This is a genomic window from Skermanella mucosa, assembly GCF_016765655.2.
Classification (GTDB): Bacteria; Pseudomonadota; Alphaproteobacteria; order Azospirillales; family Azospirillaceae; genus Skermanella; species Skermanella mucosa.
On the sequence record NZ_CP086106.1, the window covers coordinates 6159501 to 6183667 of the forward strand.

General features: G+C 68.3%; 25 protein-coding genes and 1 tRNA gene. 6 read left to right on the forward strand and 20 right to left on the reverse strand.

The window, feature by feature from the left end; all coding sequences use genetic code 11:
* The first annotated feature begins 38 nt into the window (after window positions 1-38).
* Complete coding sequence (locus JL100_RS28555; RefSeq protein ID WP_202684513.1) at window positions 39-1037, forward strand: ABC transporter permease; 999 nt, start codon at window positions 39-41, stop codon at window positions 1035-1037.
* Entirely contained in the window at window positions 1034-2206 is a 1173-nt protein-coding gene (locus JL100_RS28560) for an ABC transporter permease (protein ID WP_228420958.1), read from the forward strand. Before JL100_RS28555 ends, JL100_RS28560 begins: the two co-directional genes overlap by 4 nt.
* 4 nt (window positions 2207-2210) lie before the next feature.
* On the opposite strand, the gene JL100_RS28565 is transcribed toward JL100_RS28560, so the two are convergent.
* Entirely contained in the window at window positions 2211-2915 is a 705-nt protein-coding gene (locus JL100_RS28565) for an MBL fold metallo-hydrolase (protein WP_407696925.1), read from the reverse strand.
* A gap of 281 nt (window positions 2916-3196) precedes the next feature.
* Between JL100_RS28565 and JL100_RS28570 the strand changes: the two genes are divergently transcribed.
* Entirely contained in the window at window positions 3197-3448 is a 252-nt protein-coding gene (locus JL100_RS28570) for a DUF3072 domain-containing protein (protein ID WP_202684515.1), read from the forward strand.
* Between the two features lie 50 nt (window positions 3449-3498).
* Here the strand turns inward: JL100_RS28570 and ltrA are convergent, their stop codons facing one another.
* The 13 genes from ltrA to JL100_RS28635 all read right to left on the reverse strand — a co-directional run bounded on the left by ltrA (window position 3499) and on the right by JL100_RS28635 (window position 14941).
* Complete coding sequence (ltrA, locus tag JL100_RS28575; protein ID WP_407696907.1) at window positions 3499-4878, reverse strand: group II intron reverse transcriptase/maturase; 1380 nt, start codon at window positions 4876-4878, stop codon at window positions 3499-3501.
* 629 nt (window positions 4879-5507) lie between these two features.
* Window positions 5508-6299 (reverse strand): phosphatase PAP2 family protein, encoded by a 792-nt coding sequence (locus tag JL100_RS28580; RefSeq protein ID WP_202685481.1) that lies wholly within the window; start codon window positions 6297-6299, stop codon window positions 5508-5510.
* A gap of 103 nt (window positions 6300-6402) precedes the next feature.
* A complete protein-coding gene (locus JL100_RS28585) occupies window positions 6403-8082 on the reverse strand; it encodes an ArnT family glycosyltransferase (protein ID WP_228420959.1) in 1680 nt (559 codons plus the stop codon).
* On the reverse strand, window positions 8079-8396 hold the full coding sequence (locus tag JL100_RS28590) for a lipid-A-disaccharide synthase N-terminal domain-containing protein (protein ID WP_202685483.1): 318 nt from the start codon (window positions 8394-8396) through the stop codon (window positions 8079-8081). The genes JL100_RS28585 and JL100_RS28590 overlap by 4 nt, the downstream gene beginning before the upstream one ends.
* Window positions 8397-8441: 45 nt before the next feature.
* Entirely contained in the window at window positions 8442-9248 is an 807-nt protein-coding gene (locus JL100_RS28595; RefSeq protein WP_202685485.1) for a glycosyltransferase family 2 protein, read from the reverse strand.
* A 167-nt stretch (window positions 9249-9415) separates the two neighbouring features.
* The gene (locus JL100_RS28600; protein ID WP_202685487.1) at window positions 9416-10105 is read right to left on the reverse strand and encodes a response regulator transcription factor; all 690 of its coding nucleotides are present in this window, start codon (window positions 10103-10105) and stop codon (window positions 9416-9418) included.
* Window positions 10106-10181: 76 nt separating this feature from the next.
* Window positions 10182-10466 (reverse strand): DUF427 domain-containing protein, encoded by a 285-nt coding sequence (locus JL100_RS28605; protein WP_202685488.1) that lies wholly within the window; start codon window positions 10464-10466, stop codon window positions 10182-10184.
* Window positions 10467-10587: 121 nt separating this feature from the next.
* Window positions 10588-10674, reverse strand: a tRNA-Leu gene (locus JL100_RS28610).
* Between the two features lie 12 nt (window positions 10675-10686).
* The gene (locus JL100_RS28615; RefSeq protein ID WP_202685490.1) at window positions 10687-11532 is read right to left on the reverse strand and encodes a class I SAM-dependent methyltransferase; all 846 of its coding nucleotides are present in this window, start codon (window positions 11530-11532) and stop codon (window positions 10687-10689) included.
* Between the two features lie 18 nt (window positions 11533-11550).
* Entirely contained in the window at window positions 11551-12636 is a 1086-nt protein-coding gene (locus JL100_RS28620) for a glycosyltransferase family 4 protein (protein WP_228420960.1), read from the reverse strand.
* Window positions 12633-13049 carry a 6-pyruvoyl trahydropterin synthase family protein gene (locus JL100_RS28625; RefSeq protein ID WP_202685492.1) on the reverse strand — a complete coding sequence of 139 codons (417 nt, stop codon included), beginning with the start codon at window positions 13047-13049 and terminating at the stop codon, window positions 12633-12635. The genes JL100_RS28620 and JL100_RS28625 overlap by 4 nt, the downstream gene beginning before the upstream one ends.
* 25 nt (window positions 13050-13074) lie before the next feature.
* On the reverse strand, window positions 13075-14097 hold the full coding sequence (locus JL100_RS28630; RefSeq protein WP_228420961.1) for an MDR/zinc-dependent alcohol dehydrogenase-like family protein: 1023 nt from the start codon (window positions 14095-14097) through the stop codon (window positions 13075-13077).
* Window positions 14090-14941: a RibD family protein gene (locus JL100_RS28635; RefSeq protein ID WP_228420962.1), complete on the reverse strand. Its 852-nt coding sequence runs from the start codon at window positions 14939-14941 to the stop codon at window positions 14090-14092. The genes JL100_RS28630 and JL100_RS28635 overlap by 8 nt, the downstream gene beginning before the upstream one ends.
* 175 nt (window positions 14942-15116) lie before the next feature.
* Between JL100_RS28635 and JL100_RS28640 the strand changes: the two genes are divergently transcribed.
* Both JL100_RS28640 and ribA read left to right on the forward strand, forming a co-directional pair.
* Complete coding sequence (locus tag JL100_RS28640) at window positions 15117-15908, forward strand: CDP-alcohol phosphatidyltransferase family protein (RefSeq protein ID WP_202685493.1); 792 nt, start codon at window positions 15117-15119, stop codon at window positions 15906-15908.
* A 39-nt stretch (window positions 15909-15947) separates the two neighbouring features.
* Window positions 15948-17108 (forward strand): GTP cyclohydrolase II, encoded by a 1161-nt coding sequence (gene ribA / locus JL100_RS28645; protein WP_202685494.1) that lies wholly within the window; start codon window positions 15948-15950, stop codon window positions 17106-17108.
* 85 nt (window positions 17109-17193) lie between these two features.
* Here ribA and JL100_RS28650 read toward each other — a convergent pair whose 3' ends face one another.
* A complete protein-coding gene (locus tag JL100_RS28650; protein WP_228420963.1) occupies window positions 17194-17790 on the reverse strand; it encodes a bactofilin family protein in 597 nt (198 codons plus the stop codon).
* A 221-nt stretch (window positions 17791-18011) separates the two neighbouring features.
* Entirely contained in the window at window positions 18012-18689 is a 678-nt protein-coding gene (locus JL100_RS28655; protein WP_202685496.1) for an EI24 domain-containing protein, read from the reverse strand.
* Window positions 18690-18814: 125 nt separating this feature from the next.
* Between JL100_RS28655 and JL100_RS28660 the strand changes: the two genes are divergently transcribed.
* On the forward strand, window positions 18815-19807 hold the full coding sequence (locus JL100_RS28660; RefSeq protein WP_202685497.1) for an adenosine kinase: 993 nt from the start codon (window positions 18815-18817) through the stop codon (window positions 19805-19807).
* A gap of 59 nt (window positions 19808-19866) precedes the next feature.
* On the opposite strand, the gene JL100_RS28665 is transcribed toward JL100_RS28660, so the two are convergent.
* The 4 genes from JL100_RS28665 to mnmG are packed head-to-tail and all read right to left on the reverse strand — an operon-like array spanning window position 19867 to window position 24073.
* Window positions 19867-20796 (reverse strand): ParB/RepB/Spo0J family partition protein, encoded by a 930-nt coding sequence (locus JL100_RS28665; protein WP_202685498.1) that lies wholly within the window; start codon window positions 20794-20796, stop codon window positions 19867-19869.
* The gene (locus JL100_RS28670) at window positions 20796-21581 is read right to left on the reverse strand and encodes a ParA family protein (RefSeq protein ID WP_202685505.1); all 786 of its coding nucleotides are present in this window, start codon (window positions 21579-21581) and stop codon (window positions 20796-20798) included. The genes JL100_RS28665 and JL100_RS28670 overlap by 1 nt, the downstream gene beginning before the upstream one ends.
* A gap of 37 nt (window positions 21582-21618) precedes the next feature.
* Complete coding sequence (gene rsmG, locus JL100_RS28675) at window positions 21619-22227, reverse strand: 16S rRNA (guanine(527)-N(7))-methyltransferase RsmG (RefSeq protein ID WP_202685499.1); 609 nt, start codon at window positions 22225-22227, stop codon at window positions 21619-21621.
* Window positions 22208-24073, reverse strand: coding sequence for a tRNA uridine-5-carboxymethylaminomethyl(34) synthesis enzyme MnmG (mnmG, locus tag JL100_RS28680; protein WP_202685500.1), 1866 nt, complete (start codon window positions 24071-24073; stop codon window positions 22208-22210). Before mnmG ends, rsmG begins: the two co-directional genes overlap by 20 nt.
* Between the last annotated feature and the right edge of the window lie 94 nt (window positions 24074-24167).

Consider the following 24167-nt stretch of genomic DNA (forward strand, 5'->3'; position numbering starts at 1 on the left):
GACAATCAACAGGCGCGACGAAGGGACGATCGATCAACATGCTGGGCTTCCTCGTGCGGCGGATCATGGTGATGATCCCCACCCTTCTCGCGATCAGCGCGATCACCTTCGTCATCATCCAGCTTCCGCCCGGCGACTACCTGACCACCCTGATGACCGAACTGGAAAGCCGGGGCGAGGCGATCGACGAAAGCCGCCTGCAGTTCCTGCGGGAGGCGTACGGCCTGGACAGGCCCATGATCGAGCAGTATTTCGTCTGGGTCGGCGGCATGCTGACCGGCGACTACGGCTTCTCCTTCGAATACAACCGCCCGGTCGCCGACGTGATCGGCGACCGCATGCTGCTGACCATCGTGGTGTCCTTCGCGACCATCGTGTTCATCTGGGTCGTGTCGTTCCCGATCGGCATATATTCGGCGACCCACCAGTACAGCCTGGGCGACTACGGCCTGACCTTCCTGGGCTTCCTGGGGCTGGCGACGCCCAATTTCCTGCTGGCCCTGGTGCTGCTCTATTTCGCCAACGTGACCTTCGGCACCTCGATCGGCGGCCTGATGGACCCGGTCTACCTTGATGCGCCGTGGAGCTGGGGCAAGGTGCTGTCGATCCTCGAACATCTCTGGATCCCGGTGATCGTGATCGGGACCAGCGGAACCGCCGGCATGATCCGGCGCCTGCGCGCCAACCTGCTGGACGAGCTTCACAAGCAGTATGTGGTGACCGCCCGGGCCAAGGGCCTGTCGCCGGGCCGGGTGCTGTGGAAATACCCGCTGCGGATGGCGATCAATCCCTTCATCTCCGACATCGGCAACCTGCTGCCGCAGATCGTCTCGGGCGCCGCGGTGGTGTCCATTGTGCTGTCGCTGCCGACCACGGGGCCGATGCTGCTCGACGCGCTGCGCAGCCAGGACATGTATCTTGCGGGGTCCTTCCTGATGTTCCTGGCGCTGCTGACCGTGGTCGGCGTCTTCCTGTCCGATCTGGCGCTGGCGGCGCTCGACCCGCGCATCCGGCTCGAAGGCGGGGCGACGCGATGACCGCCGATCCCATGGGCACGGACCGGCTGGAACACTACGTCTCGACGGCGCCGTTCGACCCCTACTCCGTCGAGCAGATGTCGCCGGAGCAGGAACGCTATTTCATGGCGTCCCAGTGGCGCATGATGTGGTGGAAGCTGAAGCGCCACCGGCTGGCGGTGCTGTCGGCGGTGGTCCTGGGGTTGATGTATTTCACCACCCTGATCTCCGAGTTCCTGTCGCCCTACGCCCTGGACAGCCGGCACATCCACCATATCTACGCGCCGCCCCAGTCGGTCCACCTGTTCCACGACGGCAGCTTCGTCGGGCCGTTCGTCTACGGCTACGACTACCGGCTCGACATGGACACGCTCCAGCGCGTCTACACGGTGGACAGGACGGACGTGCAGCCGATCCGCTTCTTCTGCCGGGGGGACCCCTACGAATTCTGGGGCCTGTTCCCGGCGGACCTGCACCTGATGTGCCCGGCCGAGGGCGGCACGCTGTTCCTGCTCGGCACCGACCGGCTGGGCCGCGACATGCTGAGCCGCATCCTCTACGGCACCCGCATCTCCCTGACCGTCGGGCTGATCGGCATCTCCATCAGCTTCGTCCTGGGCATCGTGATCGGCGGCATCGCCGGCTATTACGGCGGCTGGATCGACAACGTGATCCAGCGCTTCATCGAGGTGCTGCGCTCCTTCCCGGAGCTGCCCCTGTGGATGGCGCTGTCGGCCGCCCTGCCGGTCACCTGGAGCCCGATCCTGATCTATTTCGGGATCACGCTGATCCTGGGGCTGCTGGACTGGACCGGCCTCGCCCGCGCCGTCCGCTCCAAGCTGCTGGCCCTGCGGGAGGAGGATTTCTGCACCGCCGCCCAGCTGATGGGCGCCAGCCCCCGGCGGATCATTGGCCGGCACCTGCTGCCCAGCTTCATGAGCCACCTGATCGCCTCGGCCACCCTGTCGATCCCCGGCATGATCCTGGGCGAGACGGCGCTGTCCTTCCTGGGCCTCGGCCTCCGGCCGCCGATCACCAGCTGGGGCGTGCTGCTGAACGAGGCCCAGAACATCAACGTCGTGGCCCTCTATCCCTGGCTGATGCTGCCGGTGGTCCCGGTGATCGTGGTGGTGCTGGCCTTCAACTTCCTGGGCGACGGGCTGCGAGACGCCGCCGATCCCTATCGTTGATCGTCTAAAGGTTGAGGACCATCCCTTCGAAGGCAACCAGGGTTCCCGGCCGCATGGCCTCCGCCTCGGCCGCGATTCCATCCATGACGCTGTCGTCGTGGTTCGGCTCGTGGTGGAAGATCACCGCCCGCCCTACCCCGGCGGCATCGGCGACCCGGCACCCCTCCTGCCAGGTCGAATGGCCCCAGCCCACATGGCGCGGGTAGGCCGCGTCGGTGTACATGCCGTCATAGACCATCACGTCGGCCCCTCGCGCCAGGTCGAGCACCGCCGGGTCGAGCCCCTCGGCGCGGTGTTCCGTGTCGGTCACGATCGCCAGCACCCTGCCCTCGTACTCCACCCGGTAGCCGCAGCACCGGTTGGGATGGTTGAGCGGACCCGTCCTCAGGGTGATCCCCGGCCCCGGCGTCAGCGTCGCCCCGCATTCGAAATCGTTGAAGGTGCAGGAATGGTCGAACGCGGAGAGCGGCACCGGGAACAGGGGGGCTATCATCATGTCGCACAGCACGGACCGGATCGTCTGCGTCGGCGGCAGGTGGCCCGCCCACAGGCGCAGCCGGTTGCGCGGGTCGAAAGCCGGGGCGAAGAACGGCAGCCCCGCCACATGGTCGTAGTGGGTGTGGGTGAAGAACAGGTCGAGGTCCAGCGGCGCCTCGGCCGCCAGCAGGGTGCCGAACGGACGAATGCCCGTTCCGGCATCGAAAATCATGAGGTGATCCCCGCACCGGACCTCGATGCAGGTGGTGTTGCCGCCATATCGCGCCGTCTCGGGTCCAGGCGACGGGATGCTGCCTCGGACCCCCCAGAATCGGACGACGAAACCGGATGACGGCGGCATTAAAGGCGCCGCCGATTGTTATGTCTTTCGCACATGGCTCTTAATGTGGCGAGCGGTTCGAGCGGAGTCGAGAAAAATTCCAGATAGCAACGAAACATGAACAATACTAGCCTGTTGATAATGGGAACCTGTCACTAGAGGAGCTTGGAATCATGGCGAACACCGGGGCGAACACAAGTAACGACAGCCCGAAGTCAGCCGACGCCGGCACCCCGTCCAACACGGAAAAGGACCCTTCGGATTGGACCACGGGCGATGAGGCGATGACCGGCGCGCAGGCATCCTATCTGAAGACCCTGAGCGAAGAGGCGAACGAGGAGTTCGATTCCTCGCTCAGCAAGGCCGATGCCTCGCGGCGGATCGACGAGCTGCAGAACAAGACCGGGCGCGGCAAGCAAAGCTGAGGGACCTTGGGAAATCGGAAGGGAAGCATTAATCGCGGTAGGGACGCCCGTTACCGGGCGCCCCCCGCACAGAACCGGACGTGCCCGATTAAGGCATCCGGCTCCCACCTTGGGTGTTTGACGCGGAAGCGGTTTCCGGGCCAGGGATGGATGATGCGCGGCCGTGGTAGCCAGCAGTCGGCAAGGCGCGTGAGTTTGTCCCACGGTGTCTTGTCCTTCTGGCTGCGCCGACGCAGCGCCCTCATCCACAGGACGCCGACATGGTAGCGCAGGTTGGCAAGGGCCCGGTAGTTGGTCGGGACGGCGAAGTAGGCGTAGAAGCCGCGCATCACCTGTCCCAACCACCGGCCTTGCTCCGGGATGCCCTGGTGCCAGCGCCGCCGGAGTTCCTCCTTGATTTCCTTGAGCTTGGCCTGCTTGCGCTGGCGCCGGGTCTGGCGTCGCAGCAGGAAGCCGCCACGCCGGGACCGCCCACAGATGTGGGTGAAGCCCAGGAAGTCGAAGGTCTCCGGTTTGCCCGCGCCGCGCTTGGCCCGGTCGGCAGTTGCCTGCCGGCCGAACTCGATCAGGCGGGTCTTGTCGGCGTTCAGTTCCAGGGCGAACCGCGCCAGGCGCTCCCGCAGGTCCGCGAGGAACCGCTCGGCGTCCGACCGGTGCTCGAACCCGACGACGGTGTCGTCGGCGTAGCGCACCATGACCATGGTCCCGGTCGCGTGGCGATGGCGCCACTGCCGGGTCCACAGGTCGTAGACATAGTGGAGATAGACGTTGGCCAGCAGTGGCGATGCCACCGCCCCTTGCGGGCTGCCGGCCGTCGCCGGCTGCCGTTTCCCCGTCTCGTCCACCACGCCTACCGTCAGCCACTTGCGGATCAGCCGCAGGACGCGGGCATCGCCGATCCGGTGTTCCAGGAACCGCATGATCCACATGTGGTCGATGCTGTCGAAGAACGCCCGGATGTCCGCATCCAGGATCCAGTTCACCCGGCACTCGCCGATCGCCACCGCCAACGCGTCGAGCGCGTCGTGCTGCCCCCGTCCCGGCCGGAAGCCGTAGGAGAAGCCGAGGAAGTCTTCCTCGTAGATGGCGTTCAGCACCTCCACCAGCGCCCGCTGGACGATCTTGTCCTCCAGTGCCGCGATCCCGAGCGGCCGCATCCGGCCGTCCGGCTTGGGAATGAAATGCCGGCGTGACGGGTGCGCCCGGTAGCGGCCGGAATGCACGCGGTCCTTCAGGTCCGCCAGCCGTTCCTCCAGCCCCTCCGCGTACTCCCGCCACGTCATTCCGTCCACACCCGGAGCCGCGTCCCGCTTCAATGCCCGATAGGCAAAGCGCAGCAGGTCGGTATCCACGTGCGTCAGAAGGGTGGTGAACCGCTCCTCCTTTCGCTCCCGTGCCGCTTGACGTATGCGCTCCAGCCCCGAGAGCACGGGTGCCCGGTCCTGAGCCCGGCCCGTGTGCGGCGGAGACGCATTCCCCTCGGCCCCACCCCTTCCCTCCACCGGCTCCGCGTCCGCGTTCGCCGACTTCACAGGTACTATGGATGGGTCTGACCTCTTCGGCGCGTGCGTCACCGGCTACGGCTCCTCGCCTTCCCGGTGCGGACCAGACGGCCATCGGCCTCTGGTCACGCCGAAGATCTCCCGGTTCCCGCGCAAGGAGCGTCCGCACATGCCAGGGTCTCTGACCACGCCGGACCGCCGGGGTGCTCGCATGACGCACCCCGCCGTATCGCCTTCCAGGCACAGAACCCTGTCGGCATCCGGGATCGAGATTCTTACGCGGCTCAATGGCTGGCCTATGCGCTCCCCTGTCAACGCTTCGCCGACAGCCTCACGACCGCCGCCGCATGACTCGGGGCCGGTGTGGGGCGCTACTCCTTCACCGTACAGGACTTTCACCCGCTACTCCTTGCCGGTCTCCCGGCGCTCTCTGTGTTAACCTTAATCCGGTGTTAACCAATACGGCCTATAACGAGGACATCGCATCTGTGGTGCGGTTCCTCCATGTAAAGCAACCTTCGGCTCCGTCGGCATCGGTCGACGGAGCCGATTTTTTGTCACGCCTGCCGAATACGGCCCGGAGGCTGTATGGCCCCGGTCTCCCGCAGGCGCCGCAGGGTCCGGCCGGCCGCCAGGGGAAGCACGAGCCCCGGCCAGAGAAGACGGTACGATCCCCCGCTGCCCCGGTGGAAGACCCACCCCCGCGACGTGAACCAGCCGCGCAGACAATAGGTCGTCACGACCGCCAGGGCGCCGCCCCCGACGACGTCGGTCATGAAATGGGCGTTCACCATGATGCGGCTGAGCCCGATCAGGCAGGCTGCGGCTAGCAGCGCGCCGCGCCAGCTCGGGACGATGAACGACACCGCCAGGGCGAAGGCCACCGCCGTGTTGGTGTGGCCGGATGGGAAGGAGTGGAAGTTCGCGTTCAGGATCATCGGATCGAACCCGAGGAAACCCGCCTGCTCCAGCAGCTTCGGCCGCGCCCGCCCGACGATGACCTTAACGATGTTGACGGCGATCCCGGACAGGGCGACCGACGCGAAGACGAACATGAATGCCGATCCGGCCCAACGGGTCATCGCGGCGGCACGCCGGCCGGCCAGGATGAACCATCCCGCGGCGATCAGCCCGAGCCCGAGCACGCCCGTCGGCACCAGGGTCCATTTGCTGTCCCCCGCCTCCGTGATGGCGCGGAAAATATCCAGCAGGCCCGGATCGGCGGACCGCGCCAGCTCGGACGCGGTGCGGTCGAGATGGTTCAGCAGCATATGGCCGAACAGGAACAGCAGGAACCAGAGGGAATACCGGACCGGCCGCGGCTGGTCTTCGGTGAACGGATTTCGCATCGTGGTCCCGCCGTTGCCGACGATCTGACAAAAGGGCCGAAGTCGCAGCTCCGCCCCGTGGCAGGACACTAGTAAAGGTAAGTTATTACCAAGGAGTTACGACTTAGCGACGATATAAGGTCATCATCAGCTTCGTACCGCGCGAATAATTAAGACCACTAATTGTTTCTATGGCAATCGGATGGAATCCCTTGGCTTCGGCTTCGGCCAGGAAGGCGTCGTCCTGCGGCAGGTCGACCAGGGCCAGTGCGCAGGCATCGTCCGCCAGGCGGTGGGCAGCCGCCCGGCCGTCGCCCGAAAGCACCGTCCCGGTCCCCACCAGGAAGACGAGGCTGGGTTCGGTGAAGCCGATGGACACCAGGGTCGAGTCGGGACAGGGCCGCGCCGCCGCGACCGCGGCGGCGACCCTGGGGCTGATCCAGATCTTCTCGATGCGGGGCAGGACGACCTGGAAGGCGAGCAGATACATCCCGAGCGACCCGGCGCTCACCACCGCGACCGAGCGACGCAGCCCGCCTCGGTGGAACAGCAGGGCGCCGTAGCCGAGCACCGCCGACACGGCGACAGCCAGCGGCAGGGCCGCCGGATCCAGCGTCCATTCGATCACCGCGTGCAGGGCGGCCAACCCGGCGGCGAGCACCGCGGCGATCAGGAGGAACAGCAGGATCGAGAGCAGGCGAAGCCATCGCCGCTCCCCTCCGAAACCGTCCAGCGCCGCGCGCGCGGTCAGCAGCGCCAGCGCCGGATAGGCCGGAAGCACGTAGTGAAACAGCTTGGTCGGCACCGCCTCGAAGACGATCCAGGTCGGAACGGCCCAGGCGAGGCAGAACAGCACCGCCGGATCCCGCCGGTTGGCCCAGACCCAGGGGATCGCCGGGATCGCCAGCAGGGACCAGGGCCAGAAGGTGACCGGAAACAGCAAGGTGTAGTAGCCGGGCGGGAACCCCTTGGATTCCTGCCCGCCGGCGACTTTGGCCAGCATGTCGTGGCCGACCGACTCGGCGAAGAAGGCGCCCTGGGTCTTGACGGTGATCAGGATCAGCCAGGGCGCCACGATCAGGAGGAGCACGGGCAGGCCCAGCCGGGGCCGCAGCGCGGCCAGCCAGCCGACCCGCCGCCCGGCGAGCGCCAAGCCCAGCGCGGTGCCGCCGACCACCAGCAGGATGATCGGTCCCTTCAGCAGGATGCCGATCCCGAGAGAGCACCAGAACAGCAGCGCCAGGCCGGTGGACAGGGCCTCCCGCCCGTTCCGCCGAAGCCAGGCCTCCGCCAGCGCCGCCTGCGCGCCCAGCACGGTCGCCAGCAGGGCCGCGTCCGTCTTGGCGGTGCGCGCCTCGACCGCGAGCAGGACGGTGCCGGCCAGCATCGCCGCGGCGAGAAACCCGGCGCGCTCGCCCGCCAGGGAACCGAACAGGGTGGTGCCGATCCGGAAGGTCAGCAGCACGGCGAGGACGGCCCCGGCGAGCGACGGCAGGCGGTAGGCCCAGATGGCGGCCTGCTCCGGCCCGCCCGCCAGCGTCACCGCCACCGACTGCATCCAGTAGATGCCGACCGGCTTCTTGTGCCTCGCCTCGTCCTGGAAGCGGATATCGACGAAATCGCCGCTCTCCAGCATCTGCCGGGTCGCCTGGGCGAAGCGGGCCTCGTCCCGGTCGGTCGGCGGCAGCACGAAGAAGCCCGGCAGGAACAAGGCCAGGCAGAGCGCCGCCAGCGCCGCCATCAGCCCGATCCGCCTGAGCAATGCCGGGAGGGAGCGGCCGGAGGGCGTGTCCGCGACGCTCACGATGCCGACGCGCGCCCGATGTCGTCGGCGACCGCGTCGTCGCCGCACCTCGCGGCTTTGCGCTTGTCGCGCCAGATCATCCAGATGTTGCGGGAATAGATCACCAGCCCAAGCCCCTGCCCCAGGATGAACACGGGATCCTCCCGATGGATCGCGTAGGCCAGCAGCGTCACGCCGCCGGCGATGCTGAAATACCAGAAGGCCTCCGGCACGAAGCTGCGCTTGAGGCGCTCGCTCTGTATCCACTGGATCAGGAAGCGCATGGAGAACAGCGCCTGTCCCAGAAAACCGATCGCCGTCCAGACGATGACCATCGAATCACCCGATAGAGCCTGTATCGATGCCGCGCCATCGACCGATCAGCGGACCTGCCCGGCAAAGTCCTCGAGGACGGAGTCAGGCAGGCGGGTACGGCGCTTCAACCACAGGACACCCATCAGGTCGACTATGCCGATGGCCGCACGTCCCAGATTGCCGTATTTCGAGACGCCGCGACGGCGCGCCCGATGATTGACCTCGACGAAGGCGACGCCATGCCCGTGGATCTGGAACAGGGCGGGAAGGAACCGGTGCATGGCCCCGAAATAAGGCAGATCCAGGAAGGCGTCGCGGCGGAACACCTTGATGCCGCACCCGGTGTCGGCGCAGCCGTCGTTCAGGACGGCCTGGCGCAAGCCGTTGGCGATCCGCGTGGCGACCCGCTTGGACCATATGTCGCGGCGCTTGCGCCGGATCCCGCCGACCAGCGCCGGCGCGCCGGGCATCATCGCCAGGTCCAGCAGGTTGGGAATGTCGGCGGGATCGTTCTGCCCGTCGCCGTCGAGCGTCGCGATCCAGGTCCCCCGGGCGGCCCGGACGCCGGTGCGCACGGCGGCGCTCTGGCCCGATCGGGTGGAATGCCGGACGACGCGCACGGCGCCCGGTTCCGCGGCGAGCCGTCCGGCGGTGCCGTCGTCGCTGCAGTCATCGACGAAGATCACCTCGTACTCCACGGACGCGGCGAGCGCCGCCCGGATCTCCCCCAGCAGAGGCGCGACGTTTTCCGCCTCGTTGTAGACGGGGACGACCACCGAGAGCCGCGGCTCCGAAGGGAAGTAGGCCGACTGGCCGGCGGCAGGCGCCGCGGCGGCGGGGGACTCGGCGGTGGGTAAGACGGCGGTGACCATGGAACCCCTGAGGCATGGCGGCAGGTTGGCCGCATCATAACCATACCCGGGATAGAAGAAAGTAAATTGGAGGATCCCAAATATAGATAACAAAAATTTAACGGTAGTTACTTGGACGCGGCAAAGCGCCGCACAGCCTTTTATTCAGCTCCCACTTCCCGGACTGGTTACGGAATCAGCCGGTACCCTCCCGGTTCGGTTACCAGGATCTCCGCATGGGAAGGATCGCGCTCGATCTTCTGGCGCAGGCGATAGACATGGGTTTCCAGCGTGTGGGTGGTGACCCCGGCATTGTAGCCCCAGACCTCGCCCAGAAGGGTGTCGCGGCCGACCACCTTCTCGCCGGCGCGGTAGAGGAACTTGAGGATCGCCGTCTCCTTCTCGGTCAGCCTGATCTTGCGGTTGCCGGCCTCGTTCATCAGGAGCTTGACGCTGGGGCGGAAGGTGTAGGGGCCGATGGAGAAGACCGCGTCCTCGCTCTGCTCGTACTGGCGCAGCTGGGCGCGCAGCCGGGCCAGCAGCACGCTCAGCCGGAACGGCTTCGTCACATAGTCGTTGGCGCCGCTGTCGAGGCCCAGGATGGCGTCGCTGTCGGTGCCGGCCGCCGTCAGCATGATGATCGGGCTGCGCACGCCTTCGCGCCGCATCAGGCGGCACAGCTCGCGCCCGTCCATGTCGGGCAGGCCGACGTCGAGCAGGACGGCGTCGAACACGCCGTGGCGGATCAGGTTCAAGGCGGCCGAGGCGTCGTCCGCCTCGGCCGTCTCGAACTCCTCGAGGAGATGAAGCTGTTCGGCCAGCGACTGGCGCAGCGCCACGTCGTCATCGACCAGCAGGATCTTCTTGCCCGGCGTCATCGCATCCCCTGTTAGGGTCCCGTTCGGCACCTGGGCGCCCAGCACCGGCCCCGGCGGGGACGCGGATGCGGGATCCTCAGCGCTGGACCTCGACTCCCCGCCAGAACGCGACATGATCCCTGATGGCCGCCGCCGCTTCCTTGGGTTCCGGATAATACCATGCGGCATCGCGGTTTTCGACGCCATCAACCACGAGCGTGTGGTAATGGGCGGTACCCTTCCAGGGGCAGACGGTCGTGGTGGAGGATGGTTTGAAATAATCGCGCCTGAGCGCAGCCGGCGGAAAATACACGTTGCCTTCGACCAGCTCGAAGCTGTCCGACTCCGCGATCACTGCGCCGTTCCAGAGTGCCTTGGCCATGTCCGTCCTCCCGCGTCGATGCCGTACCGCGTGCCGGTACCGGGAGAGACATAGGCCGATCGGAGCGGCGGGGGAGACCCGCGATCCGTTACCGCGCCGCTTTGAAGCCACCCTCGGAGGATGGTGCCCAGGAGAAGACTCGAACTTCCACGACATTTCTGCCACAGGTACCTGAAACCTGCGCGTCTACCAATTCCGCCACCTGGGCAGCGCGGACCGGCTAGATACTGTGACCGGCGGCGGCTGTCAAAGGCTTTCGGCGCGGTTCCGCGAAAATATCGACATGGCCGACCAGGGCCTCCAGGACGCCCGCTTGCGCGGCCGCGCGGCGGCGTTCCGCCCAGCCCTCGATCGCCGGGGAACAGCCGTCCGGCGCGATCTCCCGGGCAGCACCCCGATAGCCTTCGATCAGGGCCAGATGCATGGCGACGTCGGCCGGCCCGATGGTCCAGTCGCTGGCGGCGGTCTCGACCGCGAAGCCGTTGGCCCGCAGGGCATCGGCCAGCCGCGTCGGGGCTTCCGGCCCGAGGGCGGGGCCGAAGCCCTTGTCGGTCGCCTGATGCCGCTCGATCCAGCCGCGCATCGCGGCGTCCTGCGGGTCTTCGGGCGACCAGCGGAGCCGCCCGTCGACGCTCAGCGTGACAAGCACCGGTCTGGGCGCCCCCGCCAGGGCGGCGACGAAGCGGTCCATCCAGGCGGCTGAAACGAGGTCGAACAGGGCCGTCGCGACGATGGCGTCGAACTGCCGGAAATCCAGGGTCTCCAGGTCGCTCGACAGATCGACGCTGCGGGTCTCGAAGGCGGGCAGGGGATGCGCGCCGACAGCCAACTCCTCCGCGACCGCGCCGAGCAGGACGGGATCATGGTCGGCCAGCACCCAGCGCTGGCCCGGACGCCGGAGGCGCGGCGACAGGTGGCGCAGGTTCGCGCCGGTGCCGGCGGCGAGATCGAGCAGGCGCGGGCTGTCCGGCAGCGCCGCGGCGAAGCGCCGGGTCAGCGATCCGTCCCGGGCGGCATCGTCGAACGGCGCCCGCAGGCGCAGCCAGTCCCGGTCGAAGCCGCCCATGTCCTGTCTCCCGGATGCTCAATCGCCCGTGGCGCACAAGCGCAGCCGGGGCTCCAGGCCGGCCAGCTCGGCGGCGAAACGGTCGGCCGCGTCGTCCCAGGTCGGCAGGCACCGGGCCGCGGACCGCGCCGCCGAGGTCAGCCGGGACCGCAACCCGCCGTCCGTCAGCAACAGCCGCAGCGCGTCTCGGAGCGCCGCGGCGTCGCCGGGCGGGACCAGGATCGCGGCATCCTCCGGCACGGTGGTCGGAATGGCGCCGGCGCGGGTGCTGACGATCGGCAGCCCGTGGGACAGCGCCTCCGCCAGCGCCATGCCGTATCCCTCGTAGTAGGAGGGCAGCACGAACAGGTCGGCGCCATGGTACTGGCTGGGCATCGCCGCGGGGCCGATCTCGTCCATCAGGGCGATCCTGCCGGTCAGCCCGTGGCGCAAGATCGCGTCCTGCACCGCCGCGGCGGCCCCGGCATCGCGCCTGGTGCTGCCGATGCAGGTGAGTTTCCAGGGCAGGTCGGCAAGGCCGGCCAGGGCTTCGACCAGCAGCAGGTGGCCCTTGCGCGGCGTGACGGTGGCGACGCACAGCAGGTTCGGCTCCGGCGTCCCGGAGCCGGCGGCCGGCCCCTCGGGCCGGTCGGTCCCGGGCTCGACGACGCCCAGACGGTCCGGCGTCACGTGGAACCCGGACAGCAGAGCTTGCGCGGTGTAGGGGCTGGTCACGACCACGCGGTGGACACGGGCGAGGCAGCCTTGTTCCAGTTGCCGCAGGGTGCGCGCCTGCGCCTCGTCCAGCCCGGTTTCCAGCGACAGGGGATGGTGGACCAGCGCCATCAGGCGCAGCCGGTGGTTCTCGATCATCAGGCTGCCGGCGACGCCCGGCAGCGCCAGCCCGTCGATCACCACCAGGGCGCCGTCGGGCAGGCGGGACAGCACGCGGTCCGCCTCGTAGATCGCTTCCTGGTCGACGATCGGGTAGGGGCCGGGCAGCTCGTGGACATGGACCGGGATACCGCGCGCCCGCAGGCCCGCGACGATGCGGGCGTCGTAGATGTAGCCGCCGGTCTTCTGGTCGAGGCGGCCGGGCAGAACCAGATGGACGTCCAGGCTCATCGAGCCGCATCCCCCTGGAGCGGACCCTCGAACGTGGCCCAGGCGATATGGGACTCGTGAAGGGTGACCTTGAGGCTGTCGAGGCCCAGCCCGCCCTCGCCCAGCGCGCCGTCCAGGATGCGGGCGCCCAGGCGGCGGTGGATCTCGCCGCACAGGAACTCGGTCGTCGTGTTGACGCCGGAAAGCTCCTCGACCTCGTCCAGGTTCCGGTAGTTCAGCGGCTTCAGGACCTCGGCGAGCAGGGCGGCGGCCATCCCGATATCGACCACGAGGCCGTCGGCGTCGAGTTCGCGCCGGCGCATCTCCAGGTCGCATATGAAGGTGGCGCCATGGAGCTTCTGGGCGGGGCCGAACACCGCGCCCTTGAAGCTGTGCGCGATCATGATGTGATCCCGCACGGTCAGGCTGTACATCGGCGAAGTCCTCCGTTCCGGTTCGTCATCGGGCGCCGCCGTAGCGGACCAGATGGCAGATCTGATTTGCGGGCTGATCGCCGGGCGTCAGCGCGAGTTTGGGAAAAATATCTGTTAGGTCAGCAAACAAACATGATCCGGTCAAGAGGATATCCGGCCTTGAATCCTTCAGCAGGTCGAGGGCCAGGGTCAAGCGGTCGCGGTAACTCCAGCGCGACCGCATGGCCGGTGCCACCGCCCCGACCTGGCTGGACACCAGGCGGAGCCGGCGCGGATGGAAGGCGGCGCCGAGGGGTGCCGCGACCGGCCGGGTGCCGTACCAGCTGGCCTCCACCACCGTCGCCTCGAACCCGGCGAGCGCCAGCGCCGTGACGAGGCCGTCGGGATTGCCGCTGGCATGGATCACTATGTCGCAGTCCCCCGACGCCGCCTCCGGCAGCGCGAACCCGACGCCCAGCGCCTCGGCCACGGCGGCGCGGGCCGGATCGACGTCGATCAGCTCGACCCGGGCGGCGGGGATCCGGGCCGCCAGCCAGGCCGTCAGGCAGCCGACGACGCCGCCGCCGATCACCGCGATCCGGCTGCCGACCGGGGGCAGGGCGTCCCACAGGATGTTGACCGCCGTCTCCATGTTGGCGGCCAGCGCGGCGCGATCGGCCGGCACGCCGTCCGGGACCGGCACGACGGCGTCGGCGGGAACGACGAACCGGTCCTGGTGCGGGTGCAGGCAGAACACCCGCCGGCCCGCCAGCGCGGCCGGACCCCGCTCGACCACGCCGACCATGCAGTAGCCGTACTTGACCGGGCCGGGGAAGTCGCCTTCCTGGAACGGGCAGCGCATGGTGTCGAACAACTCCGGCGGCACCTTGCCCTGGAACACCAGGCTCTCGGTGCCGCGGCTGACGGCGCTGACCTCGGCGCGGACCAGCACCTCGCCGGGACCGGGGCCGGGCAGGGGCGCCTCGCGCAGCTCCCCCCGGCCGGGGGCCACGGTCCAGAACGCGGTGGCGGTATCGGTCGGCGGGTCGTTCGGGATGGGATCAGCCACGCAGGTCACAATCGAACAGGATGTCCGTTCCCAGGACGAAATGGCGCGACTTCGGCCGCAGTCCGCCGTCGATCGTCTCGATCTCCGGCAAGGTGAAGCTGGGCCGGCCGGATCCCAGGATCAGCGGCGCCACGGTGACCTGGAGCCGGTCGAGGCAGCCGGCCTGGAGGAAGCGGGACACGGTCACGCCGCCGCCCTCGATGAAGACGAACTCCAGGCCCCGGTCGGCCAGCAGCGCCAGGATGCCGCCGGGATCGAGCCCGGCGCCGCACCGGGGCAGCCCGAGCACTTCGGCGGCGCCGACGCGCTCGCCGGGCCGCGCCCGGTCGTGGGCGCACAGCAGCAGCGTCGGCGCGGCGCCGTCGTGGAAAATCCCCTGGCTGCCGTCGAGCCGGCGGTTGGTGTCGACCACGACCCGCACCGGGTTGCGCCCCTCGCACAGCCGGACGGTCAGCTTGGGATCGTCGTGCCGCACGGTGCCGGCCCCGACCAGGACGGCGTCCGACAGCGCGCGCATGCGGTGATTGTGCAGGATGTCCTCGGGACCGGTCACCCACTGGGAGGCGCCGCACAGGGTCGCGATCCTGCCGTCCAGGCTCTGCCCCAGATGGGCGACGGCATAGCGCCCGGGCGGCCTTCCTGCGCACAGGGGAAGATAGAGGTCGCACAGGAGGAGGCTTTCGCCATCCGCCGGCCCGATGCCGCCCCGGATGGCGTCCGCGGTCGGCGGCATGGCCGGGCCGGGTCCCCCGCGGCCATGCCGGAGGTCGAGGATCGCCCGCCAGAGCCGGTCCGGATCGGAAGCGGGCGAGGAGCCCGCGAGGGAGGGTTCGGTACTATCCATGATCAAGCCCTACCAATTGCCCTCTCCGTCCCGCTTTACCAGTCCCCCGTTCAAGGTAATTCCCGCGGGCCTCCATCGACAGGACCCGAGCCCTTTACCATCGCATTTTATGCACCAATTATCGTCAATGGCTTACGGATCGACCGACAGCGCCCACAGGGAACCCGGGCAGGGAATGCCGGCGACGGCCCGGCTCTTCCTCAGCGTCGCCCTGCACATGGCGGCGGGCGGCGTGCTGACGGCCGCCGCCGCGGTGGCGCTGGGCGATCTGGCCGGCCTGCCCGGCATCTATCCCCTGACCGCCATGGGCTGCTACGCGATCGTCGCGGTGCTGATGCTGCTCCACCTGCGCGGGCACGCGCCCCATGCCCGTTTCGGCGCCGCCAACCGGGTGACGCTGCTGCGCGGCGTGATCGCCAGCCTGATCGGCGGGACGATCCCGGTGATCCGGCATCTCTCGCCCGAAGCGCTTTGGGTCGTCTCGCTGGCGGCTCTGCTGGCGCTGGTGCTGGACGGGGTGGACGGCTGGGTCGCCCGGCGGACGCGGATGGCGACCCCGTACGGCAAGCAGCTGGACATCAATTTCGACACGGTCCTGATGGGCATCCTCGCGGTGCTGGCATGGCAGGACGGCAAGGCGGGCGCATGGGTGCTGGCGATCGGGCTGGCGCGCTACGGCTTCGTCGCCGCCGGCTGGGTCTGGCCCATGCTGAACGCCGAGCTGCCGTTCAGCCAGCGGCGCCGGGTCATCTGCGTCGTGCAGATCGCGGTCCTCCTGGCCTGCATCCTGCCGGTGGTCCAGCCGCCGCTCAGCAGCCTTGCGGCCGCAGCGGCACTTGGCCTTTTGCTTTTCTCCTTCGCGGTCGATACGCTTTGGCTGGTGAAGGCCGGCGTGGACGATGGCACGCGGACGGACGGGTATCGCGACAGGGACCCCGCCGCCGAGCCTACCCGGACCGACATCTGACAGCCCGCTCCACTTTCCACGGACATCAAGAAAAGAACAATGACCTCCCCCAGTCTCGCCAAACTGACGGACGACCTGTCCCAACCCCTCGATCAGACGGCCCTGCGGTCGGTCGATCGTGCGATCGGCGAGCTGCGGCGCGGCGATCCCGTCCTGGTGGAGGATCTGGAGGGGAGCCTCGCCCTGGCGCTGTCGGTGGAAGCGGTGACGGCGGAGGCGCTGGACGGTCTCAGGAAATCGGCCGGAGCATCCCCTGTGCTCGCGGTCACCCGGCCGCGCGCCGCGGCGATCGGGCTGTCCGGGCAGCAGGCGCCGGTGGTCACGCTGGCGCTGAGCGGCGGCCTGGATGCCGACGCGATCCACACGCTGGTAGATCCGACGCGGCGGACGCCCCAGGGTCCCGTCCCGGCCCTGAGCGTGGCGCCGGCCGAGCTGGGAACCCGCGAGGGAGCGGCCGTGGCGCTGGCCAAGCTGGCGCGCCTGCTGCCGGCCGCCGTCGTCGCTCCGGTCCGGCTGCCGCGCGGGACCACGGCGGTGACCTGGGCCGCCAAGCACGACCTGATGCTGGTGCGGGCGCGGGACATCCTGGACTACCAGACCCATGCGGCGCGGACGCTGACCCTGGTCGGCGACGCCGCGGTGCCGCTGGTCGATGCCGAGAACACGCGGGTGCTGGCATTCCGTCCGCCCGACGGCGGAGTCGAACATCTGGCGATCGTGATCGGCGATCCCTCCGCCGAAGACGGCCCGGCGCTGGTCCGGCTGCATTCGGAATGCTTCACCGGCGACCTGCTGGGCTCGCTCCGCTGCGACTGCGGCGACCAGCTCCGCGGCGCCATCGCGGAGATTGCCCGGCAGGGCAGCGGCATCGTGTTCTACCTGGCGCAGGAGGGCAGGGGTATCGGGCTGGTCAACAAGCTGCGGGCCTACCAGCTTCAGGACGACGGGTTCGACACGGTCGAGGCCAACGAGATGCTGGGCTTCGACGCCGACGAGCGGATATATCTTCCGGCGGCGGAGATGCTGCGCCAGCTGGGGTTCTCCCAGGTGCGGCTGCTGACCAACAACCCGGACAAGCTGCGCCAGCTGGCGCGCTGCGGGATCGAGGTGGTCGACCGGGTGCCCCATGTCTTCCCCAGCAACGGCCACAACGAAGCCTATCTGAAGACCAAGGCCGAACGCAGCGGCCACATGTTCTGAGCGTCGAGGGGACGGAAATAACCGGACGGAAAAACCCGCCGGCGTCACCACCGGCGGGTTCTCCATTCCGATCAGGCCCGGAAGCTTACTCGGCGCCGCCGGAATGCGCGGCCGGGTAGGGGGAAGCCTGGGTCACCTCGGGAGCCGCCGGCGGCTCGGCCGGGGTCGTCGGCATCCGCGCGATGGAGGCCGAATTGGCTGTCAGCACCTGGATCTCGCCGATCAGCTGGCCGCCGGCCTCGACCTCCAGCTCGCCGTAGCGGATCGCGCCGTTGATCTTGCCGGTGGAGCGCAGGCGCAGGCGGCCGCGCACGCTGATGTCGCCCTCGAACCGGCCGGCGATGTCCGCCTCGTCGATCTCGACGCTGCCCTTGAACAGGCCGGACTCGGCGATCTCGATGTTGCGGCCGTCCCGCAGCTTGGCTTCGACCGTCCCTTCGACCACCAGCACGTCGCAGGCGGTGATCTCGCCCGAGAGCGAAATGTCGCGGCCGACGATCAGCTTGCGCATCTCGGTGGCGCCGGTGGACAGGGACGAGCCGGAAACCGAGGAGCCGGTCGAAGGCGCCGCCAGACCCTCGCCCAAGGGGCGGCGCGCCGGGGCACCCGGAATCTCGACCACGCGGCGCGGAATTTCGGGCTTGAAGGAGGTGCTGGAAGACGGCGGTTTGATCGGCGACATATCTTGTCCCTTATCGGCAAACGGGGAACGCACCGGCGGCTCGGTGGCCACCGCTTCGGGCGCGGCCGGCTCGACCGGCATGGCGCCTTCGGGTTTCAGCGGTCCGGCGGGCGGTGACTTGCGTCGAAACATGGGCGATGGCCCCCAAAGGCAGGGTGGATGACGGCTGGCCACAAAACGGCTGGCCATAAAAATGAGCCGTCATGGTTAACTCTTTATTACTATTTGGCAGCTCGGTGCAAGTTTCCTGTGAGCCCATAGAAAATGTGCACCATGAAGGCCGTCGCCACAACGGGAACCAGCAGATTGACCAAAGGTATCGTCGAAAAGAAGGCGACGATGACTCCGGCAAGGAACAGCCTGGCACTGTTTGCCTTGCGCAGCGTCCGGGCCGCTGACGGTTTCATCCGCCGGAGTGCCACGAGTTCGAAGTACTCGCGGCTCAGCAGGTAGCCGTTCAGGATGTAGAAGACCGCGATGTTGACGCCCGGGAACAGGTAGACCGGCAGGACGAGCAGGTTGAGGAACACGACGATCGCGAGGAACTTGATCGCGTTCCAGATCTCGGCCCCCAGGCCCTGGCCCTCGGCGGGCGGCAGGCCCGGATAGTACCGCCGCTCGACGGACACGGCCACGCGCTCCAGCAGGAGGCCGGAGATGGTCACCACGACGGCCGGGAAGAACAGGTAGGCCAGGGCGAACACGCCCAGGCCGCCCAGTACGTCTATGGTTGTGTCCAGCCAGGGCAGTTCCGTGAGCTGGGTCTGGAAAAGCAGGATCCAGGCCAGACCGGCCATGGTGAGGAAGCCCAGGATGGCGCCGAAGACGCTCAACCAGACGACCTTGCGGACCGGAGGGTCGGAGAGCTGGCCGATGGCGCGGACGAGGGCAGGGATCATGTGAAGCATCGCGATCAGGTTCGAGGGCCGGACTTGTACGGAGGTCGCCGGCCGTTATACTCCGGCCGCACTAATCCTCAAAACCTTCCCCGCAAGAACCCACCGGAACAAGGATGCAGCCCCGCATGTCCCAGGCCACCCTAGACGTTGTCGGCATCGGCAACGCCATCGTCGATGTCATCGCCCATGCCGACGATGATTTCATCGAAGCCAACGGCCTGGAAAAAGGCGCCATGACCCTGATCGATGCCGACCGGGCCGAAGAGCTTTACGGCAGGATGGGTCCGGGTATCGAGATGTCCGGCGGTTCCGCCGGCAACACCATGGCCGGCATCGCCTCCCTGGGCGGCAAGGGCGCCTATATCGGCAAGGTGAAGGACGACCAGCTCGGCACCGTGTTCCGCCATGACATCCGGGCCGTCGGGGTCAGCTTCGACAGCAAGCCGGCGACGGAAGGCGCCCCCACGGCCCGCTGCCTGATCCTGGTGACGCCCGACGCCCAACGGACCATGAACACCTATCTCGGCGCCTGCGTCGAGCTGGGTCCCGACGACATCGACGCGGACCTGATCCGGAGCGCCCAGGTGACCTACCTGGAAGGCTATCTCTGGGACCGGCCGCTCGCCAAGGAAGCCTTCCTCAAGGCCGCCGAGCTGGCCCACGCCGGCGACCGCAAGCTGTCCCTGACCCTGTCCGACAGCTTCTGCGTCAACCGCCACCGGGCGGAGTTCGCCGACCTGGTCGACAACCACGTGGACATTCTGTTCGGCAACGAGCACGAGATCATGGCGCTCTACCAGGTGGACAGCTTCGACCAGGCGCTGGCCGCAATCCGCGGACGGTGCGAGACCGCCGTGCTGACCCGCAGCGAAAAGGGATCGGTCGTCGTGACGGAGCGGGACGTGTTCGAGATCCCGGCCGACCCCATCGACCACCTTGTCGATACCACGGGGGCGGGCGACCTGTTCGCCGCCGGCTTCCTGCATGGCTACACCCATGGCCGCAGCCTGCCCGACTGCGCCCGGATCGCCGCCATATCGGCGGCCGAGGTGATCAGCCATGTCGGCGCGCGTCCGGAGGTCAATCTGGCGGATCTGGTGGCCCGGAAGCTGGGCTGAGACATCCTGGAGGGGCGGCGTCCCGCCGCCCAAGGTGCGCGGGACGCGCACCCTCCGACCTACTTTCCCGTCAGACGCTGGATCACTTCATCAAGCTGGTCCAGCGTCTGGTACTGGATGCTCAGGGTGCCGCCCTGCCCCTGGGCGCTGATGCTGACGCGCAGCCCCAGGCGGCCGGTGATGTCCTGCTCCAGGGCCAGGGTGTCGGGGTCCTTGCCGGGACGGGCCGGTGCCGTGCCTCGTGACACCGGGGCGGATCCGCCGATCGGCGCGGGCGGCGCCGGCTCCTCCCTCGGGTTCTGGGCATCGCGGGCGAGCTGCTCGACCTGCCGGACGTTCAGGCCCTTCTCCACCACCTGATGGGCGGCCGCCACCGGATCGGGGACCGACAACAGGGCCCGCGCATGGCCAGCGGTGATCGAGCCGTCCTGGACCAGCTGCTTCACCTGCAACGGCAGGGTCAGCAGCCGGAGCATGTTGGCGATATGGCTGCGGCTCTTGCCCAGCGCCTTCGCCAGGGCGTCCTGGGTGTGGCCGAACTCGTCCATCAGCCGCTTGTAGCCTTCGGCCTCTTCCAGGGCGGTCAGGTCCTGCCGCTGGATATTCTCGATCAGCGCGATTTCCAGCGCTTCCCGGTCCGTGAACTCGCGGACGACGACCGGAACCTGATGCAGCCCGGCGAGCTGGGCGGCCCGCCAGCGGCGCTCGCCGGCGATGATCTCGTAGATCTTGGGGTCGTCCGGATGCTGACGGACCAGCAGCGGCTGAAGGATGCCGCGCTCGCGCACGGAGTCCACGAGGCTCTGGATCGCTTCCTGGTCGAACCGGCGCCGCGGCTGGAACTTGCCGGGCGTGACGAACTCGATCGGCATCTGGCGGGACTGCTTGCCCCCCTTGTCCACGGTCTCCACCAGATCGTCGGCGGCGGCCTCGCCGAACAGCGCGTTGAGGCCGCGGCCGAGGTTCGAGCGGCGCTTGTTGTCTTCCATCAGGCGATCAGCCTCTTCTTCTCACGCTTCAGGACTTCGCTCGCCAGGTGGATATAGGCCTGGGAGCCCGGGCAGCGCAGATCGTAGATCAGCACCGGCTTCCCGTGGGAGGGGGCCTCCGACACCTTGACGTTCCGCGGGATGACCGTGTCGTAGACCTTCTCCCCGAAGAACCCGCGGACGTCGGCGGCGACCATGTCGGACAGGTTGTTGCGCTTGTCGAACATGGTCAGCACGACGCCATGGATATCCAGGCCGGGATTGAAGGCGCGCTTGACCCGCTCGATGGTCCGGATCAGGTGGCTGAGGCCTTCGAGGGCGTAGAACTCGCACTGGAGAGGCACCATGACCGCGTCGCTCGCGACCAGGGCGTTCAGCGTCAGCAGGCCGAGCGCCGGCGGGCAGTCGATCAGGACATAGTCGTAGTTCAGGGCGCTGTGGGCGAGCGCCATGCGCAGCCGGTACTCCCGCTGTTCGGCGCCCACAAGCTCGATCTCCGCGCCCGACAGGTCCTGGGAGGAGGTGACGACCCACAGGTTGGGAACCGGGGTCTCGATCGCGGCGTTCTCGACCCGGACCTCGGCGAAGATCACGTCGTAGGTGCCGACCGTGCGGCTAGACCGCTCGATGCCGAGACCGGTCGAAGCGTTGCCCTGGGGGTCCAGGTCCATGATCAGGACGCGCTTGCCGACGGCGGCGAGAGCGGTGGCAAGGTTGACGGTCGTGGTCGTCTTGCCGACGCCGCCCTTCTGGTTGGCAACGGAGATGACGCGGGCGCGGGACATCTTGGCCTCTGGAGCGACGGTGGAAATGCGGGTGACATCAGGCACGGGACACCTCGCTCACGCGGAGAATGCTGGCGCTGGAGTCGGTGACACTCTGTATCCGATCGACGGTGATATTCCAAGTCTTCGAAGCGATCGATACTTCATCTTGGGCCTGCTGGCCTTTGGGGAACAGGCAAATCGAGCCCGGCGCCAGAAAAGGGGCGGCGAACCCAAGCAGATCGACCAGCGGAGCCAGCGCCCGGGCGGTCACCACATCGGCAGGGAAGGGTTCGACCTGCTCGAGTCGGACCGCATGGACGGTCGCGGCGGCGCCGGTGGCGCGGGCGACCTCCCGCAGGAAGGCGGCCTTGCGCTGATCGCTTTCGATCAAGTGGACCTCGGGAACTCCCAGGATCGCCAGCACCAATCCCGGGAAGCCCGCCCCGCTGCCGAAGTCCACGAGGGTCCGGGCACCCGGCGGGACCAGGGGATGGAGCTGGGCGGAGTCGGCGAAGTGCCGGGTCCACAGATGGGGCAGGGTGCGGGGGCCGACCAGATTGATCGCCGGCTGCCATTTCCGCAAAAGGTCCGCATAGACCTGGAGGCGGTCGCGTGTTTCACGTGAAACACCGGCAAGAACGTCCTCAGGCGCTGAGGCGGGCATCGCGGCGCTTCACGTGACGGAGCAAGGCGACCACCGCGGCCGGGGTGACGCCCGGAATGCGGGCAGCCGCCCCAAGGGTCGCCGGCCGAGCCTGACGCAGTTTCTGCCGGATCTCGGTGGACAGGCTGCCGATGGAATCGACGTCCAGGTCTTCCGGCAGCAGCAGGGACTCGTCCTTGCGGAAGGCGCGGATATCGGCCTCCTGCCTGTCGAGATACCCGGAGTAGCGGGCATCGATCTCGATCTGCTCGGCGATGTCTGCCGGCAGTTCGGAAAGCTCCGGCCAGAGCCGGGCGAGCTTGCCCAGGTCCATGTCGGGATAGCGGAGGAGGTCCGAAGCGCTGCGGCGCACGCCGTCATGATTGACGTTGAAGCCCTGGCGCGACAGCTCGTTGGGAGTTGCCTGAAGACGGCCCACCAAGGCGCGGGCGACTTCCAGGCCCGCCGCCTTCTCGGCGAACCGCTCCGACCGTAGGCTCCCGACGCAGCCGATCGCCATGCCCTTCGCGGTCAGGCGCTGATCGGCATTGTCGGCCCGCAGCAGCAGCCGGTACTCGGCGCGCGACGTGAACATGCGGTAGGGCTCTGTGGTGCCGCGGGTGATCAGGTCGTCGATCAGGACCCCGATATAGGCGTCGGCCCGGTCCAGCACGAAAGTGCCGCCGCCGGCGCAACGCAGCGCAGCGTTGATCCCGGCCATCAGCCCCTGGGCCGCCGCTTCCTCGTACCCCGTCGTGCCGTTGATCTGTCCGGCCAGGAACAGGCCGGGCAGGCGGCGGGTCTCCAGCGTCGGGGTCACCTCGCGCGGATCGACATAATCGTACTCGATCGCGTAGCCTGGGCGGATCATGACCGCGTGCTCAAGCCCGGGAATGGCCTCGAGAACGGCGAGTTGGACGTCGCGGGGCAGGGAGGTCGAGATCCCGTTGGGATAGACCGTATCGTCGTCCAGCCCTTCCGGCTCCAGGAAGATCTGATGCCGTTCCTTGTCGGCGAAGCGGACGATCTTGTCCTCGATCGACGGGCAGTAGCGCGGCCCGACGCCCTGGATCTGACCCGAATACATCGGCGCCCGGTGAAGGTTCGCGCGGATCGCCTCGTGCGCGGCCGGGGTCGTCCAGGTCACGTGGCAAGGAACCTGGGGCGTCGTGATCCGGTCGGTCAGGGTCGAGAACGGGGGAGGCGGGTCGTCGCCCGGCTGGCACTCCAGCCCGGCCCAGTCGATGGTGCGGCCGTCCAGGCGCGGCGGCGTACCGGTCTTCAACCGGCCCAGCGGGAAGCCGGCGCGCGACAGCGTCTCCGAAAGACCGAGAGCGGGAGCCTCGCCGACGCGGCCCGCCGGGATCTTCTCCTCGCCCAGGTGGATCATGCCGCGCAGGAACGTCCCGGTGGTCAGGATCACGGCTCCGGCCCGGATCTCCCGACCGGTGCCGGTGACGACGCCGGCCACCGCACCGTCGGCACCGATGACCAGATCCTCCACCGCGTCGCCCAGCATGTCCAGGCCAGACTGCTCCGCCAGCACCGCCTGCATGGCCTCGCGATAGAGCTTGCGGTCGGCCTGCGCGCGAGGACCGCGGACGGCGGGTCCCTTGCTGCGATTCAGGATACGGAACTGGATGCCGGAACGATCGATCACCCGGCCCATGACACCGTCCAGGGCGTCGATCTCGCGAACGAGATGGCCCTTGCCCAACCCGCCGATGGCAGGGTTGCACGACATCTCGCCGACGGTTTCCAGCTTGTGGGTCAGCAGCAGGGTACGCGCACCCATGCGCGCCGACGCCGCGGCAGCCTCACAGCCCGCGTGGCCACCGCCGACCACGATCACATCATAATTCCGCATGCCGCGCACTTTATTGACTGAACGGGTTGAGGTCAAAGCCGGATTGCCGGGGAGCGGGTGTTCGGCCGCGTGAAGGATCACGGATGCACACGGA

Excerpts from the sequence above, each read along its gene's own strand:
- rsmG (WP_202685499.1), bottom strand. The coding sequence starts at position 22,227 with ATGCCCGCCTCAGCGCCTGAGGACGTTCTTGCCGGTGTTTCACGTGAA.
- JL100_RS28595 (WP_202685485.1), bottom strand. The coding sequence starts at position 9,248 with ATGGTCACCGCCGTCTTACCCACCGCCGAGTCCCCCGCCGCCGCGGCG.
- JL100_RS28670 (WP_202685505.1), bottom strand. The coding sequence starts at position 21,581 with ATGTCCCGCGCCCGCGTCATCTCCGTTGCCAACCAGAAGGGCGGCGTC.
- JL100_RS28555 (WP_202684513.1), top strand. The coding sequence starts at position 39 with ATGCTGGGCTTCCTCGTGCGGCGGATCATGGTGATGATCCCCACCCTT.
- JL100_RS28620 (WP_228420960.1), bottom strand. The coding sequence starts at position 12,636 with ATGAGCCTGGACGTCCATCTGGTTCTGCCCGGCCGCCTCGACCAGAAG.
- JL100_RS28640 (WP_202685493.1), top strand. The coding sequence starts at position 15,117 with ATGCCGGCGACGGCCCGGCTCTTCCTCAGCGTCGCCCTGCACATGGCG.
- JL100_RS28580 (WP_202685481.1), bottom strand. The coding sequence starts at position 6,299 with ATGCGAAATCCGTTCACCGAAGACCAGCCGCGGCCGGTCCGGTATTCC.
- JL100_RS28560 (WP_228420958.1), top strand. The coding sequence starts at position 1,034 with ATGACCGCCGATCCCATGGGCACGGACCGGCTGGAACACTACGTCTCG.
- JL100_RS28660 (WP_202685497.1), top strand. The coding sequence starts at position 18,815 with ATGTCCCAGGCCACCCTAGACGTTGTCGGCATCGGCAACGCCATCGTC.
- JL100_RS28565 (WP_407696925.1), bottom strand. The coding sequence starts at position 2,915 with ATGATTTTCGATGCCGGAACGGGCATTCGTCCGTTCGGCACCCTGCTG.
- JL100_RS28615 (WP_202685490.1), bottom strand. The coding sequence starts at position 11,532 with ATGGGCGGCTTCGACCGGGACTGGCTGCGCCTGCGGGCGCCGTTCGAC.
- ribA (WP_202685494.1), top strand. The coding sequence starts at position 15,948 with ATGACCTCCCCCAGTCTCGCCAAACTGACGGACGACCTGTCCCAACCC.
- JL100_RS28600 (WP_202685487.1), bottom strand. The coding sequence starts at position 10,105 with ATGACGCCGGGCAAGAAGATCCTGCTGGTCGATGACGACGTGGCGCTG.
- JL100_RS28655 (WP_202685496.1), bottom strand. The coding sequence starts at position 18,689 with ATGATCCCTGCCCTCGTCCGCGCCATCGGCCAGCTCTCCGACCCTCCG.
- mnmG (WP_202685500.1), bottom strand. The coding sequence starts at position 24,073 with ATGCGGAATTATGATGTGATCGTGGTCGGCGGTGGCCACGCGGGCTGT.
- JL100_RS28665 (WP_202685498.1), bottom strand. The coding sequence starts at position 20,796 with ATGGAAGACAACAAGCGCCGCTCGAACCTCGGCCGCGGCCTCAACGCG.
- JL100_RS28625 (WP_202685492.1), bottom strand. The coding sequence starts at position 13,049 with ATGTACAGCCTGACCGTGCGGGATCACATCATGATCGCGCACAGCTTC.
- JL100_RS28590 (WP_202685483.1), bottom strand. The coding sequence starts at position 8,396 with ATGGTCATCGTCTGGACGGCGATCGGTTTTCTGGGACAGGCGCTGTTC.
- JL100_RS28570 (WP_202684515.1), top strand. The coding sequence starts at position 3,197 with ATGGCGAACACCGGGGCGAACACAAGTAACGACAGCCCGAAGTCAGCC.
- JL100_RS28605 (WP_202685488.1), bottom strand. The coding sequence starts at position 10,466 with ATGGCCAAGGCACTCTGGAACGGCGCAGTGATCGCGGAGTCGGACAGC.
- JL100_RS28650 (WP_228420963.1), bottom strand. The coding sequence starts at position 17,790 with ATGTCGCCGATCAAACCGCCGTCTTCCAGCACCTCCTTCAAGCCCGAA.
- JL100_RS28635 (WP_228420962.1), bottom strand. The coding sequence starts at position 14,941 with ATGGATAGTACCGAACCCTCCCTCGCGGGCTCCTCGCCCGCTTCCGAT.